This window comes from Bacillus sp. ABP14 (genome assembly GCF_001831375.1).
GTDB lineage: Bacteria > Bacillota > Bacilli > Bacillales > Bacillaceae_G > Bacillus_A > Bacillus_A paranthracis.
The window spans coordinates 1879718-1896727 of sequence record NZ_CP017016.1; the positions used below are offsets into that span (position 1 = coordinate 1879718).

A 17010-nucleotide genomic window follows, 5' to 3' on the forward strand; every position below is an offset into this window, starting at 1 on the left:
ATCTCGTACGTCTGTCCATAAAATGATAAAAGGTACATGGAACTGGTATCGCAATAACCTAAAACGCTATGAGACTAGAGGAGGTAAATGCTGATGATATATCAAGCTATCCAGCAGTTAATTGATCGTGCTATCAAAATTCAATTGATTGAACAAGAAGATGCAATATATACAAGGAATAAAATCCTTTCCTTACTTCGTTTAGATGGCTTTGTAGTGGAAGCACCAGCTCCTGGGCCTGCAAAGAAAGTAATTTCGGAGTTGTTGGAAGAGTTAATAGAATATGCTTGTATGCATAAAGTCATTGAGGAAGTACTGGATGAGAAGGAGATTTTAGCAAGTACAATTATGGATGTTTTTATGTCCAAACCGTCCGTTATCAATACTCTATTTTATGAAAAATACGAACAAAATCCGAGGGCTGCGACAAATTACTTTTATGAATTAAGTAAAAACAGCAACTATATACAAATAAAGCAAATTGCCAAAAATATAAATTATAAAGTAAATACGGAATATGGTGCCATTGATATAACAATTAATTTATCAAAACCGGAAAAAGACCCGAAACAAATTGCTAGAGAGAGAGTATCGGAAAATACAAATTATCCAAAATGTTTACTCTGTATTGAGAATGAAGGATATAGAGGCAGAACTGGACATCCTGCACGCTCGAATCATCGTATGATACGAATGAACATTACAGATGAAAGCTGGTTTCTACAGTATTCTCCGTATATATACTTCAATGAACACTGTATTGTATTGTCCTCAGACCACCGAGAAATGAAAATTGATCGTCAAACATTTTTACGTTTGTTAAAATTTGTAGAAAAATTCCCGCATTATTTCCTCGGTTCCAATGCAGATTTGCCAATTGTAGGAGGATCTATTCTAACACATGATCACTATCAAGGTGGAAACTATGAATTTGCTATGGCAAATTCATCGAACGACCTAATTTTTGAACTAACTAACTTTCCAAAAATGCAATGTTCGATTATTAAATGGCCTATGTCAGTTATTCGCTTAAGAAGTAACGACATAGAACAAATAGTAAATGCAGGGGAGTACATATTAGAGAGGTGGAAGAGATATGATGATCCGTCTGTTAATATATTTGCATTTACGAATGATGTTCCGCATAATACGATAACTCCAATTGCTCGTTACCGGAATAGTATGTACGAATTGGATCTTGTTTTGCGGAACAATCGTACAAGTGAAGAACATCCTCTAGGTATTTTCCACCCTCATGCGGAAATACAACATATAAAAAAAGAAAATATCGGTCTAATTGAAGTAATGGGGTTAGCTGTACTACCTGCGCGTTTAAAAACAGAACTTCAGGAAGTGGAAAAATTTTTACTTAACATTCCAAGTGATATTCCAACGCCTCATATACGATGGGCAGAACAATTAAAAATCAAATATGACAATCGGATATATGAACAAAATGTACAGGAGATTATAAGAGAAGAAGTGGGAAGAAAATTTATACAGGCGCTTGAAGATGCTGGTGTTTTTAAACGAGATGACGAAGGGATATCGGCGTTTAAACGTTTTATTCAAACTTTAATTTAGGAAGGGACTTGGTAGTTATAGTGAAGAACAAAATACTCAATGAATAAAACCTCACAGTATTAAAAGAATAGAAAAACTAAACAACATCTCATATTCCTATGAGATGTTGTTTAGTATGGTTCTGTCGCATGTATTATGACATCTAATAAACCGGGGAATCTAGCATTTAAGTCATCTTCACGAATTGAAATGAAACGTTGAGTTCCTTCAAGGCGTGTATACATAACACCGGATTCACGTAAAACTTTGAAATGGTGTGATAAAGTTGATTTCGCGATTGGAATGTTTAACGCGCCACAAGATTGTTCGTTTTTTTCTAGTAGCATAGTTACAATTTGTAAACGAATTTGATCGCTAAGTGCATATAGAACAGAAGAGAATTGAATTTCTTCTCGATTTGGATGATAGAGAGTACGCATTTTTTCACCTGCTTGTATAAGTTAATATATTTGCACTATAACATATAAAGTGGTATATTTCTATTGTTCGAATATATTCGAACAATAGAAATATAGGGGGAGAAAAAATGAAGTATACAAAATTGCAAAAGGCAGGACTACATATTTCAAAATTGGGGTTAGGAACAAACGCTGTAGGGGGACATAATTTATATGCTGATGTGAATGAGGAAGAAGGAAAACGATTAATAGAAGAAGCTATGGGGCAAGGGATTACATTTTTTGATTCAGCAGATTCATACGGTTTCGGTAGATCAGAGGAATTGGTGGGAGAAGTATTGAAAGGAAAACGCCATGAAGTTGTACTTGCTACCAAAGGTGGAATACAACCGTTATTAAATGGAGAGGTTTATATGAATAATGAACCGAGCTATTTAAGAAATGCTGTAGAAAATAGCTTAAGAAGATTACAAACTGATTATATTGATTTATATTATTTACATTTTACAAACCCAGAAACAAGTTACATAGATTCAATTGGAGAACTTACTCGCCTAAAAGAAGAAGGGAAAATTCGTTCAATTGGAATATCTAACGTAAACGTAGAGCAATTAAAAGAAGCGAATCAGCATGGGCACATAGATGTTGTACAATCACCGTATAATATGTTAGATCGTACTGCTGGGCAAGAACTTTTGCCATATTGTATAGAATCAGGTATTTCATTTATTCCTTACGGGCCTCTTGCTTTTGGGATACTAGGTGGTAAATATACAGAAGATTTCAAATTGAATAAAGGAGATTGGCGTCAAAGTGTAAATCTATTTGAAGAGAATACATATAAGAGCAACTTTAAGAAAGTTGAAAAGTTAAAAGACATAGCTAAAGAAAAGGATCTCGAATTATCGCATTTAGCTTTAGCATGGTTATTAAACCAAAAAGGAATTGATACTGTTATTCCTGGTGGGAAACGAGCGGAGCAAATAAGAGAAAGTGTAAGAGCGGTGGAAGTTTCATTGAATGAAGATGTCATGAAAGAGATTGAATCTATTTTAGAAGATTAGTTGAAAGGAGAAGATTTAAATGAAAAGAGTACTAGCTGTATTCTTTACAATCATGTTTATGATCGGTACAGATACTTTCTTAATTTCACCACTGTTACCCACATTACAACAGGTGTATCATATTTCAACTGAGTTGTCAGGGTGGATGGTGAGTTCATATGCTTTAGGATATGCTGCATTTGCACTTATCGCTGGTCCTATATCAGATGGATTAAATAGAAAAAAAGTGATGGTAATAGGAATGAGTTTTTTTGCGTTAAGTACGTTTTTATGTGGGATTGCACCGAGTTTTCGATGGATGCTAGCATTTAGATTTTTAGCAGGTGTAAGTGCAGCCTTTGTATCTCCACAAGTGTGGGCATCTATTCCGCTGCTTATAGAGAAGGAACAAATTGTAAAGGCAATTGGGATTGCAACAGCAGGATTGTCACTCTCTCAAATTTTAGGACTGCCAGTTGGATCATATTTAGCAATGATACACTATACAACACCATTCTTTATCATTGGTATATTATCAGCGCTACTTGTTATTGTTATTTATGGAGTATTACCAGAAATACAACCGGTTCATATAAGAGAAAAGAAAACAAATATCTTAAAGCGCTATAAACAATTACTTTCAGATTCTAAGGTTTCACTTTCTTATTTTGCATATTTTGTTTTTCAAACTGGTAATTTTGCTGCATTTTCATTCTTCGGTGTGTGGCTGTCTATTCAATTTGGCTTGCAAATTCATGAAATAGGAACAGCTATGCTCGTATTAGGATTAGGAAATTTAACTGGTAATATTTTTGGACCTAGAATCGTAAATAAAATTGGTTATAACCTTTCATTCTATGGTGGAATTATATTTACAGCAGTTCTATATACATTACTTCCTCATGTAAACAACATTATAATTGTGGAGTTTTTATTCTTTGTTTTGTTTTTTGTGACAGGAATTTTGTTTGTATTAATGATGAGGCACTTACAAAACATATCTATCGTAGCAAGAGGAACAGGAGCGGCTCTAGCTAATGCTTCTATGTATATGGGTCAAATGATTGGAGCGGCAATGGCAGGAATGTTATTTGCAGCGTCTCACAATTTTATATTTGTAGGTAGTTTTACTGCGTTATTATATATTTTAGCTTTATTTCTGTTTAGAAAAAGTGAAAGACTAACTGAGAATCGTGAAACAGGAATTGCGTCATAAAGTCTTTACAAATAAAAAAAGCCCAAAAATAAAAATCCCTATAGAGATAGGGATTAATATATCGGCATATAGCTCCTTGGAAAAGGATATACTGAGTATAACATATAGGACTACTTATAATTGTGAAATAGATGTGAAAGTAATGTGAAAAATAACATAATAAAAAGCACTGTTTTAGCTAATGAACTAAAACAGTGCTTTTCTCTTTGATTGAACAGTTGCTGCATTTTCATCATGTATGCCTGCATCTTTAATAATTCGTTGTTTAGCTTTATTTAATAGATGGTTTACTGCTTCTCCAAAATAGTTAGCTTCGCTTTTTGTGCGGGCTTCTCGTAAACATTTATAGTTTTCTAGCAGTTCCTCTTTTTCAGTGTCTGTTAAGAAATCTTCTATTTTCTTTTTTGTCATACGAAACACCCTTTCTTCTGACAAACGACGCAATAGAAAATATTTATTGTTTATTATAGCAATAATTTTTAAAAAAAGTATAGACTAACGTCGCAATAATTTGTCAATTTCTTGAATCTTCTCATCAGCTTTCCCAATTTGTGTGTTTTTAGCCTGCTCACCACCAAGCGCTTGATGTAGTAAAAAAGTCTGACCGGAAATAGCAGTCACAATGGATACTTTAATAATTTCTTTTATTAAGGTGACATCGAATAAAACGAGTCCAAGAAGTGCAGCTAGACTGCCAGTGAAAATATCAGTCAAAAACCCAAAGTGAAAAAAAGTTTTCAAACGGCGTGGAAGCAATAACTTACCTTGGTTATTGATTAGATGGGAAACGAAACCGGTAATGCCACCAACGAGAACAGCAGTTAGCCATTGATACATTTCCATCGAATCCACTCCTTTTAGTGAATAAGATTCGATTATTTTATATTGATTCCTTTTAATATTTCATAGAAACATATTGAGAAAGTTTGTTTGGGGGTATTACGTATTCAATTTAGTTATAACAGAAAAATCTGATATATTTCAGTCTATTATATGAAGCTGTTATTCCTTAATATGAATACAGAAAGGGGTGCGTGATATGAATATAGATTACCGAATAAGAAGTGTGGATGGTTATACAAAAAATATAGGGGAATTAGTAAGCATGCTGGAGCATACAAGGGCTGTAACATTCCTGGAAATAAGAGATCTATCGGTTGAGCAATTAGATTTAATGATACCGAGTGGAGGGAATTCCATTGGAGCGTTACTAAAGCATATAGCAGCTATTGAAAAAGCACATCAGCTTATTTCATTTCAAGAGCGTGACTTTACAAAGGAAGAATTAGAAATATGGAAAGACGCACTCTATTTAGGAGAATCGGGGAAAACGATTCGTGGTCATGAAATAAAGTATTATGTACAGCTTCTACAAAGTGTTCGAGAAGAATCACTGAAGTATTTGAGTGAACAAGGTGATGAATGGCTTATGTCAGAAAGAAAGTGGCCTAATGGTGTAGCGGCATAACCAGTACTATTTGTAGTTTCACGTGCTAGAAGATGAGATTAGTCACCGTGGGCAAATTAGAATGATGAAAAATAAATTATTTGAAAATTACGTTAAATAAGGTAGCTTTTTAAATAAATATTCCATATAATGAGAGTAATTAAAATGAGAACGGGGTGATGTATTATGGCGAAAATAACTTATATGAATCATAAACCAAATACAAAGGTGGATGGAAAGGGCGATACTATATAAGGGAGCGCACGATCCTTCCACTTAGCTTACACTAGGGAGGATATCAATTTGAATCAAAATATTTTAGAATCGTTCGGCTGGGATTCTTTCTTTGAGGAACAAGCTGTAGAGAACTTTGAGGTAGGGCGTATTTTACTTGAGCATAAGCATATATATCGAATTATTTGTAATGATGGTGAATATATGGCAGAACTGTCTGGAAAGTTTCGGCATGAAGCAGTAATGAAGGGAGATTATCCAGCAGTTGGTGATTGGGTGTATATAAAGAAAATAGAGAATGAAAAGAAAGCAATTATTCATCGTATTTTTCCAAGAAGAAGCTCTTTTTCTAGACAAGAGGCTGGTAATCGAACGGAAGAACAAGTAATAGCGGCAAATGTAGATTATCTATTTTTAGTGAATGCACTGAACCATGATTTTAATGTAAGAAGAATAGAACGTTATTTACTATTAGCATATGAAAGCGGAGCAATGCCTGTTATTGTTTTAACAAAGAGTAGCTTATGTGAAGACGTGGAACAGAAAATTGTAGAAACGGAAGCCGTGGCAATTGGTGTTCCGATCTTCGTCGTTGATAGTGTAGAGCATACTGGTATCGAATCGTTAAAGCAATTTGTTTCTTCAGGAAAAACAATTGCTTTAGTCGGGTCATCGGGGGTTGGGAAATCCACTTTGTTAAATGCGCTCATAGGGCTTGAAGTAGCAAAAACGGGAGATATTCGTGAGGAAGATAGTAAAGGAAGGCATACGACAACGCATCGTGAATTGTTCCGATTACCGAGTGGTAGTTTAGTTATTGATACTCCTGGTATGAGGGAGTTGCAGCTTTGGGAAGGAAGCGATGCAATTCAAACAACATTTTCTGATATTGAAGAACTAGCAAAAACGTGCCGTTTTAGGGACTGTAAGCATGAAAATGAGCCAGGGTGCGCAGTGCATAGTGCAATTGATAACGGAATGATTACGATAAATCGTTTGCAAAGCTATAAAAAATTACAAAGAGAACTAGCGTATTTCATGAGAAAACAAGATGCTATTCTTGCAAGAGCAGAGCGTGATAAATGGAAAAAGATTTCTAAACAGCATAAAAAAATATGAAAAGTCAAAGGGTGATTCCCTTTGGCTTTTTACATTTGTAAATTTTATAATAATATTATTCATATATATAGACAAAGGGAATTTAATTGTTTAAACTTTACAAAGTATTCATCATAGTAGGTTATGAAAATAATAATTAGGGAATGGGAAATATTTATAGTTCACTAAATTTAACTTTTGAAATTGAAAAGCAGGAGGTTTGTAATGGGTAGACTATTAAATTCGTTTCGTGATATGAAAGTAGCAAAAAAACTACTAATTTCATTTTTCGTCATTTTAATTGCGGCTGTCTCTATTATCGGAGGCATGTCTTATCAAACAGCTAAAAAGAATTTTGAATCACAAATTACGAGTAGTGCTCACGACAATATAAAAATATTAGATAATTTAATTAATCAAATGATTGAGGCGAAATTTAATGATGTAAATAATTTTGCGCGAGTGATTCAAGGTAATATGTATCAAGGGGATAATCAGGATGAATTAAGAAAAATGCTATCTCAATATATCAACTTGAATAAAGATGTGGAACAAGTATATGTTGCGGGCAATGATAAAAAATTTGTACAAGAACCAAATATACAAATGGCAGCAGACTATGATCCAACAGAACGTTCTTGGTATAAAGATGCGGTAGCAAAACAAGGTGGTATTGTAATTACTGAGCCGTATAAGGCAAAAGGAAATGGACATATTGTCGTAACGATTGCAAAACAAGCAGAAGATAAAAACGGTGTTGTAGCGGTAGATTTAAGTTTAGATAATTTATTAAAAACAACGAAGTTAATTAATATCGGTAAAAAGGGATATGCTTTCATCTTAGATGGGAAACAAAAAATAATTGCACACCCTCAAGAAAAATCAGGAGAAAAAGCAGCCGATTCTTGGGCGAAGAAAATTTATGAAGATAATCATGGTGCTTTTTCATATACGTATGACGGTAGCGAAAAGCAAATGGTATTTACTACAAATGTAAAAACGGGTTGGAAAATCGGCGGGACGATGTACTCAAATGAAGTAATTGAAGCTGCGCAGCCTGTATTTTATAATATGTTAATTGTTATGTTTATTTCATTAGTTATAGGCGGGGCTCTTATTTATTTCGTGACACTTTCTATTACGAAGCCATTAAAAAGATTAGTTGCCACTTCTAAAGAAATAAGTGAGGGAGATTTAACGCAAACAATTGATATTCATTCTAATGATGAAATTGGCCAACTTGCAAAAGGATTTAATGAGATGACTGATGCATTACGAACGTTAATCGGAAGAATTAATACTTCAGCTGGACATGTTGCAGCAGCATCAGAAGAGCTCACGGCAAGTGTAAGACAGGCGAGTGAAGCGACTGAGCAAATTACAATGGCAATGGACGAAATATCAAGCGGGGCAACAACGCAAACGACAAGTGTAGAAAATGGTGCAATGTTACTATTTGATGTAACAGAAGGCATTCAGCATGTAGCAAATAGTTCATCATCAATTAGTACGGCTTCTGCTCATACTCGTGAAAAAGCAGAAAATGGTGGGAAACTAGTCGGAAAAACAGTAAATCAAATGCAGTCAATTGCAGAATCTGTTTCACAATCAGATGAGGTTATTCAGTTACTAAATAATAAATCAAAGCAAATTGGTGACATATTAGAAGTAATTCAAAATATTGCAGATCAAACAAATCTTCTAGCTTTGAATGCGGCAATTGAAGCTGCAAGAGCGGGAGAACACGGAAGAGGATTTGCAATTGTTGCAGATGAAGTACGTAAATTGGCGGAGAAGTCTAGCGTATCTTCTAGTGAAATAAGTAAATTAATATGTGAAATACAAGATGACATGAGTAAGACGGTAAAGTCTATGGGTCATGTAAATGAAGAAGTTCAATCTGGACTTGTTATTGCAAATGAAACGAAGCAAAACTTTACTGAGATTTTACAATCTACAAACGAAATTGCCGATCAAATTAAAACGATGGTTGAAACGGCTAACGGGATGTCAAAAGGTGCAAATGAAGTGTCTATTTCGGTAGGACAAATTGCAATGACAGCGCAGAATAATGCGACGAGTACTCAAAACGTTGCAGCATCAGCAGAAGAACAATTAGCGTCCATTGAGGAAATTAGTTCTGCGGCGGGTACATTATCTCAAATGGCTGAAGAATTACAAGGGTTAATTGAAAGATTTAAAGTATAATAAAGGACAGACTACCCCAAAATCGCATACTGCTATTTTGGGGTAGTCTGTTTTTACTATGTAACATGAAATGTGATAGAGAGTATGTTTATGATGTTTCAAGGTATATCATGTATAATATTTGTCGAAAAATAGAGGTATTTGTTAACTTTATGTATAATTATAATCATATAGAATGCAAATAAAGGAGATTATTAATATGGGAGTGTACTGGGGGACCAAAAGACATTCTTGGCTTAGTTATGTCTCATTTTGGTTAAGTATTTCGTTTTTCATTGTTTTTCTCATTGAAGTGTTTATTTTAAAAGCACTTTCAAATAGTTCGGTGCAAATTGTTAAATACTTTTATTTTATATTTGTACCAGTAAACATCTTTCTTAGTTTAAAGTTACTCTTTAAGAAGAATGAAAAGAAAGCATTACCTATTTTTAGTTTCATTGTATCATTAGTATTTACAATTTTAATACTAGTATTAGCATTAGCAGCTACTGGAAAGTTCTTTTAAGGAGAGTGATGTAAGTCACTCTTCTTTTTTTGTTATTGTAAGGAAATACTAAGCGGAGGGTAAGAGTGCATTTACTTATGCTTGGTAGGATTGTAAAGATTTAGAGGTATATTAAGAAATACAATGAGAGACAATTTATATAGCAATGAATAGAATCAGCTGTTTTATATGCAGTATGAAGCAAATGAATACGGTAAAAACGGCGATATATGGTACAATACATATGGATATTGATAGAGATAAAGGGTATATAAAATACTCATCGTTTTTTAGTAAGAGAGGGGTTATCTTATGCTATACGAGGATTTGATGACATTGTTTCAAGCAGCTCCGAAAGAAGAAGGTAGAGGCGGCTGGAAATATATAATCCAGGAACGAAATGATAAATATGAAATTGTTAATGAAATGTTGAAAAATCAAATGAGTGTTGAATTGTATTTTAATGAATATGATGAGGTGAAAATCACTTTATATAAAGATGGAATGCCTATTTCGACGATGCAAAGAATTGCGATTTCAAAAGTTGAATTAGATGAAGAAGAAGAAGGGATTCAATTCGTTTTAGAACGTATGCCTAGTCGGATGATTCGGTTGCAATTAAAGCCGTATTTAGCACTCGAAATGGGGCCGTACTGGGAAGTGTGTGATGATTGTGAATGAACATATAAAAGAAGCATCCAATAACATGGATGCTTCTTTTATGTTTTTTGAAGTTGTTTAAAAGCAATAATCGGAAGTAAAACGATGCTGACCCACCCGATTATAGGATATAGAATGTGGAGTAATTCACTGTAACCAACGTAACTAAAGCAATAGCTTATTAGTAAAATGAAGAAAATAATATTGTTATTTTTCCAGCCAGTGATGGATTGCATTTGTTTTGTCATTCCGAACACATTGCCAACTAAAGTTGTGAATACTTCACCGAAAATAATAAGAACAAAGAAAAAGTGAAAAGTGGCATTGAATTTTCTTATGACTTCAGCCATTGGAATGTTATATTGATAAAATTGGTCGACTGATAAGATAGCTAAATGGCTACATAATAATATTAAAGAAAGTCCTGCCCCACCTAAAATACCGCCCCATAAAATGGCCTTTCGATCTTTTACTTCACTGGCTAACGGGACGAGGACGCTTTGGGCGAGAGAAAGATTTAAGGCGACATATGTAATAGGACTAGTTATCCACTTCATATTCCAGCTTTCTGCAGGAATAGTGTTACTAATAGGAGTTGTACCGTGAAAAAACGTTGTAATAGCAAGTCCGATAATGAAAATCATCATAATAGGTACGACAAGTGTATTAACTTCAAAAACCCCTTGTAATCCGCGACTACCTATAATGAGACAGGCGATTACTGTAATGAAAATACCGAGTTGTCTTGGTAAACGAAGTTGCTCTTCAAATACCGCTCCAGCGCCTGATAACATAACGCTCGTTACACCAAATAATACGAGTAATAATAGTGTATTTACAACATTTCCAAATACATCCCCAAATAAGTATTTGTTAAATTCTTGCGCTGAAAATGCACCGATTTGCGAGGAGAGTAACATCATCTTTGTGCCAAGCCAAATAAAAAAAAATCCACTTACACATATACCAATAGTTCCATAAAATCCGTTCACTGTAAAAAATTCAACAATTTCTCGTCCAGTAGCAAATCCAGCTCCAACGACTGTTCCAATATAAGTAGCAGCGACTTTCTTTGCTACTTGCCATTGTTGATTGTCCATGTTATCCCTCTTTCTACTACGATGAGCTTGATTTACTATTATGCATATGTATGAGCTTGGACAATTAGACGTATGAACTGTTAGAAAACATACATGAATGAAAAGATATTAGGGAAGTATTAAAGGTGTTAAAACTTTGTTACATATGAGCCAATCGTTCGAAAGGATAGGAAAAGTATGGTAATATGTAACTAGGTTCTTAAAAGACAAACATTATGAAATGATAAGAGGAGTGGATTGTATGAGTACGAAAACAAATGTTGTTGAAGTATTAAACAAGCAGGTAGCAAACTGGAATGTGTTATATGTGAAACTACATAATTATCATTGGTATGTGACAGGACCACACTTCTTTACATTACATGAGAAATTTGAAGAGTTTTACAATGAAGCTGGAACGTATATTGATGAATTAGCAGAACGTATTTTAGCATTGGAAGGTAAGCCGTTAGCGACAATGAAAGAATATTTGGCAACATCTAGTGTGAATGAAGGGACAAGCAAGGAATCTGCAGAAGAAATGGTGCAAACATTAGTGAATGATTACTCTGCATTGATTCAAGAATTAAAAGAAGGCATGGAAGTTGCTGGTGAAGCGGGCGATGAAACATCAGCGGACATGTTGTTAGCAATTCATACAACATTAGAACAACATGTATGGATGCTAAGTGCGTTCTTAAAATAAAGTGAAACTTTAATCAGTGGGGGGGGCTTACTGCCCATTAAAGCGGGATAAATATAAGAATATAAAGAAAAAAGTCATTGAAAAATTCTTTCAATGACTTTTTTGTGATTTTTCAGTTTTCTTTTATGCTATAATATAGTAAAAAGGAGGCGATGCGATGTTTCGCTTTTTCAAAACTGGAAAAGAAGAGCGTGAAATTACGAAAGATGAATTGGAACAAGCGATGGCCAAGTTTCTAGAAAAGAATGCTAATATCGTTTATACAGTATTAGTAAATGATGATTATACAGTGAATTATGATTTGTTAAAGCCGTATTTACCTGCATTTCCAACAAACCATTTTCTTATTACGAAGGAAACGCTTGAGGTATTTGAACATACAGAAGAAAATCTAAACCTAGTTAAAGAAATTGATATTGTACAAAAGGCAGTAGATCAATATGTAACAGAAAAAGAAATGTTTCCAATTGTAGAAGGTAGTGAAGATCGCCTCATATGCGGAATGAAACTAGGACCTTACTTAGATCGTATATTAAAAAGAGACTTATATATTTCAGAAAAACATTATTTAGTTTCAAGTAAACCAGATAGAAAAAAACAAAAGAGTGGGTAGATGTAGTGAAAACAACAATAAATATATTGTTGTCTTTTTTTTGGGGTTATTAAATTATTGATTTTTCAGTTTATTAAACTTTTTACTAAACTTATTGGATAAAGAGGAGTAACGATTAAGTATCACGCCAAGAATAGAGTATTGTTAGCATGAGTTTTATACAAAGATTACAGAATGGTATAAAGGTTTGAAAAATAAATATTATAAAAGGTTACGGGGGATGGGTGCATGAAAAATAGTATGACTTACATTCAATTATTAAATGAAACGTTACATTGCTATGCAAGTAAAGGAAGTTTGGAAGCATATACTTATATAATGGAGCATGCTAAAGGTATAGTAGGGAATGAGGCTCAAATATATAATTTTAAATATGCATTAGCGAGTGCAGCAGGACTTGAAGAAGAAGCGTTGCATTTAATGAAGGAAGCTATTATAGAAAAGGGTTTTTGGTATGGAAATGAGTATTTAATTTCGGACGACGATTTAAAACCACTACATAAATTTGAAGAGTTTCATCAAATGGTTCAATTATGTAAAGAAAGAGAAGAGTTAGCAAAGAAAACAGAACGAGCAGATGTGAAATATATAGACAGTAAGAAAAAAGAAAAACTATTTATTGCAATGCATGGTGATCAAGAAAATATAGGAATAATAGAACCATATTGGAAATCTGTTTTGGCACAAAATTATACGTTAGCTTTACCACAGTCTTCGAAAATCCAGTTTTCAGATGGGTTTGTATGGGATGATTTACATAGAGGGAAAGAAGAACTAAAAGAGCATTACGATAAGCTTATAGAGAACCGTACAGTAGAAAATGTAATAATTGGCGGTTTTTCTGCTGGAGCAAGAGTAGCTCTATATACAATTTTACAAAAAGATATAGCTGTGGATGGGTTTATTTTTATGGCACCGTGGCTTCCAGAGGTTGAAGAATGGAATGAGTTGCTGGGAGTACTACAGGATAAACATATAAAGGGATATATAGTCTGCGGTGATCAAGATGAAGATTGTTTCGAATGCGCACAGCAATTTGTACAATTATTAAGAGATAAGAATATAGAACATAAGTATAAAATTATACCTAACTTAAATCATGATTATCCTATTCACTTTGAAGAGGTATTGAAAGAAGCTATTGAATATATAGGGAATGAAAACAATAAGTAGTAAGAAAAGGAGATGCATCATATGTGATGTATCTCCTTTTTAAAATTATAAATTAAAAGCATTTGCCAATAAGCGATAAGAATTCAATTTATCTTCAAATCGATGAGTAATTGTGACAATCATAAATTCATCAGTATTGTACGCTTTGCTTAAGTTTACGATTTGTTCTTTCACAGAAGAGGGATCACCGACAATCATACGTTGACGATTTTCTTTTATACGGAATAAATCATAAGCGCTGTATGAATAATTTTGAGCAGTTTCGATAGAAGGTGTACCAGTTGTACGCTTTCCTTGTTCTAGTAATAAGATTGATAAATCTAAACTAGAAGCAATTTTTTCCGCCTCTTCAGTTGTTTCACCGCAAATAACAAAAATAGCTACGATTGATTTTGGTTTATCTCCTAAATAGGAAGGTTGGAATTGTTTTTGATAGGCCTCCATTACCTCGGGTCCACCGTATCCGTTTATGAACTGTGCGAATGCAAAAGAAGCACCTTGTTGTGCGGCAATCTTTGCACTCTCTCCGCTAGAGCCAAGCAACCACATGTCAGGAGATGTGGGAATTACAGGAGTAGCCTTTAAATTTGCATAATGATGGTTTTCTGGTACTTGATCATGTAAGTACATTGCAACATCTGCAATTTGCTCTGGATATTGATCAAGTGAGAGCATTTTTCCTTCTTGAAGTGCGCGAGTTGCAATGGGCATACCACCAGGTGCTCTGCCGACACCAAGGTCAATACGATTCGGATAAAGCGCTTCTAAAACACGGAAATTCTCAGCAACTTTATACGGACTATAGTGTGGCAACATGACACCACCCGAACCGACTCTCATCCGCTCCGTTTTCGCTGCAATATGAGAAATAAGTATTTCTGGACTTGAGCCAGCAAGGCTTACAGAATTGTGATGTTCTGATACCCAAAAGCGTGTATATCCGAGTTTTTCAGCTTCTTGCGCAAGCGTAACTGTATGTGAAAAAGCTTTGGCGGCCGTACTACCATCTGAAATAGGGGATTGGTCTAATACACTTAATTTGATCATAGAATATACCTCTCAATCTTAATGTACATCCTATTATATATTTACTTACGAAAAATGCGTAATGAAATGCTCAAAATAAAAAGTGGATAAATTATATATCCACTTTTAACGTGAAAATCCTCGTTCATAATGATTCATTTCGACTACATTTAGAATATATTCGTAGTTATCAATCTCAAGTTTTAGTTGTTCACGTTCTTTTTTAGATAGATGCATATTACTAAGTTGGTTGCATAGCTGTTGTTTCTTTTCTTCTAAATACTTTTTTGTAGCATTGTAGTCGTAAGTTGGTTTCATTTTCAACCACTCCTTATTTGCTGTTGCTATATTATACGAAGCGTAAAGAGATGTGAGAGCTATCTCTTATGTATTTTTAGTGAATATTCAACTTGCTCTGTTGTTATGTTTATAGAAGTTTATGAATAAAATGCACTAAACGACTAATGCCCATTTGATGAAGTAAGGGGTGGAATTGTGCAGAAAGATATAATGTATAACACAGAGATGGATGAAACATTAAAAATTATAAATAAAGGATTAAAGAAGACGACGAGCCCGAAGCAAATTATTGTAGTAGGGGCCGGCATGGCTGGATTAGTTTCGGCATCTTTATTAAAAGCTGCGGGACATGAAGTGAAGATTTTTGAGGCAAACAACCGGGTAGGTGGCCGCATAGAGACAGTTAGAATGGAAGATACCGGTTTATATTTGGATGTAGGGGCGATGAGAATTCCGTATTCGCATACATTAACGATGGCATATATAAGAAAATTTGGGCTACAGGTAAGCCCTTTTATTAATAGGAATGAGACTGATATTATTTACGTAAACGGCCGAAAAACGACATTAAAACAATATGAAAAAGAGCCAAGTATATTAAAGTATCCTGTGGAAATCAATGAAGTTGGGAAAACGTCTGAGGAGCTATTATTGTTAGCGGTACAGCCTATTATAAATTTTATTAAAAAGAACCCAGAGAAAAATTGGGATGTTGTAGTAAAGGATTTTGGGAGATACTCTACAGGACAATTTTTAAAATATCACCCTTATCAATATAATACTTACTTTTCACCAGTAACAATTGAGATGATTGGCGTTTTGTTGGATTTAGAAGGTTTTTTAGAAAGGTCATTCGTTGAGACATTACGTTTTTTATACATTATGCAAGAGGAGAGCGGATTTTGTGAAATAATAGGCGGTAATGATAGATTGCCAAAATCTTTTTTACCACAATTAGAGGAAGATATTATATATAATCAAAAATTAATGAAGCTACATCAGCGTGATAATGGTGTGACAGCTTTCTATCGAAACGAAGAAACGTTTGAATATAGTAGTATTACAGGGGACTTAGTTATTGTTACCATTCCGTTTTCGACAATGCGGTTTGTAGAAGTAGATCCATTTGATTCTATATCTCATGAGAAATGGAAAGCAATTCGTGAATTGCATTATATGCCAGCGACAAAAATAGGAATTCAATTTAAAAGTCGATTTTGGGAAGAACAAGGACAGTTAGGTGGCAGAATTATAACAGATTTGCCAATTCGTTACGCATATTATCCAAGTCATGGAATTGGAGAAAAAGGACCTGCTATAATGTTAGGCAGCTATACATGGTCTTATGATGCGTTGTTATGGGATGGGTTATCAAAGGGTGACCGTATTTATTACACATTACAAAACTTAGCAACGATATTAGGCGGTCAAGTATATGATGAATTCTTATCTGGTATATCAAAAAGTTGGACGTTGGATCCATATGCACTTGGAGGGTTTGCTCTATTTCAGGCAGGTCAAGAATCAGAGTTGCAACCAGCGATTGTCAAACCAGAGGGAAGAATATTCTTTGCTGGAGACCATACAACGTTATATCACGGATGGATACAAGGGGCAATTGAATCTGGCGTTCGTGTTGCGGTAGATGTAAATGAATTAAATGTATAAAATTCAGAAATTTCTTTACTGTATAGTTTGAGATGGATATTATTATATATAAAAGAATTATAAGGAGTGTTAA

At 34.2% G+C, this 17010-nt stretch carries 17 protein-coding genes and 1 pseudogene; 12 read left to right on the forward strand and 6 right to left on the reverse strand.

The genetic code is table 11. The features are described from left to right. Nucleotides 1-93: 93 nt before the first annotated feature. Nucleotides 94-1584: a UDP-glucose--hexose-1-phosphate uridylyltransferase gene (gene galT / locus BGI23_RS09815; RefSeq protein ID WP_070805823.1), complete on the forward strand. Its 1491-nt coding sequence runs from the start codon at nucleotides 94-96 to the stop codon at nucleotides 1582-1584. Between the two features lie 110 nt (nucleotides 1585-1694). Here the strand turns inward: galT and BGI23_RS09820 are convergent, their stop codons facing one another. Then, complete coding sequence (locus BGI23_RS09820; protein WP_001259915.1) at nucleotides 1695-2003, reverse strand: ArsR/SmtB family transcription factor; 309 nt, start codon at nucleotides 2001-2003, stop codon at nucleotides 1695-1697. A 107-nt stretch (nucleotides 2004-2110) separates the two neighbouring features. Here BGI23_RS09820 and BGI23_RS09825 point away from each other — a divergent pair, with 107 nt between their 5' ends. Next, nucleotides 2111-3046, forward strand: a complete 936-nt coding sequence (locus BGI23_RS09825; RefSeq protein WP_070805824.1) for an aldo/keto reductase — start codon at nucleotides 2111-2113, stop codon at nucleotides 3044-3046. A 19-nt stretch (nucleotides 3047-3065) separates the two neighbouring features. After that, nucleotides 3066-4241 (forward strand): MFS transporter, encoded by a 1176-nt coding sequence (locus BGI23_RS09830; RefSeq protein ID WP_070805825.1) that lies wholly within the window; start codon nucleotides 3066-3068, stop codon nucleotides 4239-4241. Nucleotides 4242-4427: 186 nt separating this feature from the next. Here the strand turns inward: BGI23_RS09830 and BGI23_RS09835 are convergent, their stop codons facing one another. Together BGI23_RS09835 and BGI23_RS09840 are read right to left on the reverse strand one after the other, a co-directional pair. Next, entirely contained in the window at nucleotides 4428-4652 is a 225-nt protein-coding gene (locus BGI23_RS09835; protein ID WP_000162601.1) for a hypothetical protein, read from the reverse strand. Between the two features lie 84 nt (nucleotides 4653-4736). After that, a complete protein-coding gene (locus BGI23_RS09840) occupies nucleotides 4737-5084 on the reverse strand; it encodes a DUF4257 domain-containing protein (protein WP_000426320.1) in 348 nt (115 codons plus the stop codon). Nucleotides 5085-5280: 196 nt separating this feature from the next. On the opposite strand from BGI23_RS09840, the pseudogene BGI23_RS09845 reads away from it, so the two are divergent. From BGI23_RS09845 to BGI23_RS09865, 5 genes and pseudogenes are all read left to right on the forward strand, one after another. Then, a pseudogene (locus tag BGI23_RS09845) lies at nucleotides 5281-5809 on the forward strand (DinB family protein). A gap of 182 nt (nucleotides 5810-5991) precedes the next feature. Continuing rightward, nucleotides 5992-7041, forward strand: coding sequence for a ribosome small subunit-dependent GTPase A (rsgA, locus tag BGI23_RS09850; protein ID WP_070805826.1), 1050 nt, complete (start codon nucleotides 5992-5994; stop codon nucleotides 7039-7041). 204 nt (nucleotides 7042-7245) lie between these two features. Next, a complete protein-coding gene (locus BGI23_RS09855; protein WP_070805827.1) occupies nucleotides 7246-9228 on the forward strand; it encodes a HAMP domain-containing methyl-accepting chemotaxis protein in 1983 nt (660 codons plus the stop codon). Nucleotides 9229-9427: 199 nt separating this feature from the next. Continuing rightward, nucleotides 9428-9733: a hypothetical protein gene (locus tag BGI23_RS09860; protein ID WP_000539567.1), complete on the forward strand. Its 306-nt coding sequence runs from the start codon at nucleotides 9428-9430 to the stop codon at nucleotides 9731-9733. Between the two features lie 291 nt (nucleotides 9734-10024). Beyond that, entirely contained in the window at nucleotides 10025-10393 is a 369-nt protein-coding gene (locus BGI23_RS09865; RefSeq protein ID WP_000965086.1) for a DUF3979 family protein, read from the forward strand. Between the two features lie 38 nt (nucleotides 10394-10431). Here the strand turns inward: BGI23_RS09865 and BGI23_RS09870 are convergent, their stop codons facing one another. Beyond that, entirely contained in the window at nucleotides 10432-11472 is a 1041-nt protein-coding gene (locus tag BGI23_RS09870) for a YkvI family membrane protein (protein ID WP_048552123.1), read from the reverse strand. Nucleotides 11473-11713: 241 nt separating this feature from the next. Between BGI23_RS09870 and BGI23_RS09875 the strand changes: the two genes are divergently transcribed. From BGI23_RS09875 to BGI23_RS09885, 3 genes are all read left to right on the forward strand, one after another. Further along, on the forward strand, nucleotides 11714-12157 hold the full coding sequence (locus tag BGI23_RS09875) for a Dps family protein (protein ID WP_000105198.1): 444 nt from the start codon (nucleotides 11714-11716) through the stop codon (nucleotides 12155-12157). A 157-nt stretch (nucleotides 12158-12314) separates the two neighbouring features. Then, a complete protein-coding gene (locus BGI23_RS09880) occupies nucleotides 12315-12770 on the forward strand; it encodes a DUF3939 domain-containing protein (protein ID WP_000488187.1) in 456 nt (151 codons plus the stop codon). A 228-nt stretch (nucleotides 12771-12998) separates the two neighbouring features. Continuing rightward, the gene (locus BGI23_RS09885) at nucleotides 12999-13943 is read left to right on the forward strand and encodes an alpha/beta hydrolase (protein ID WP_070805828.1); all 945 of its coding nucleotides are present in this window, start codon (nucleotides 12999-13001) and stop codon (nucleotides 13941-13943) included. A gap of 45 nt (nucleotides 13944-13988) precedes the next feature. Here the strand turns inward: BGI23_RS09885 and BGI23_RS09890 are convergent, their stop codons facing one another. Then, nucleotides 13989-14990, reverse strand: a complete 1002-nt coding sequence (locus tag BGI23_RS09890) for an LLM class flavin-dependent oxidoreductase (protein WP_070805829.1) — start codon at nucleotides 14988-14990, stop codon at nucleotides 13989-13991. A 105-nt stretch (nucleotides 14991-15095) separates the two neighbouring features. Beyond that, nucleotides 15096-15287: a DUF3896 domain-containing protein gene (locus BGI23_RS09895; protein WP_000805519.1), complete on the reverse strand. Its 192-nt coding sequence runs from the start codon at nucleotides 15285-15287 to the stop codon at nucleotides 15096-15098. A gap of 177 nt (nucleotides 15288-15464) precedes the next feature. Between BGI23_RS09895 and BGI23_RS09900 the strand changes: the two genes are divergently transcribed. Continuing rightward, on the forward strand, nucleotides 15465-16937 hold the full coding sequence (locus BGI23_RS09900; RefSeq protein WP_070805830.1) for a flavin monoamine oxidase family protein: 1473 nt from the start codon (nucleotides 15465-15467) through the stop codon (nucleotides 16935-16937). The last annotated feature ends 73 nt before the right edge of the window (nucleotides 16938-17010 follow it).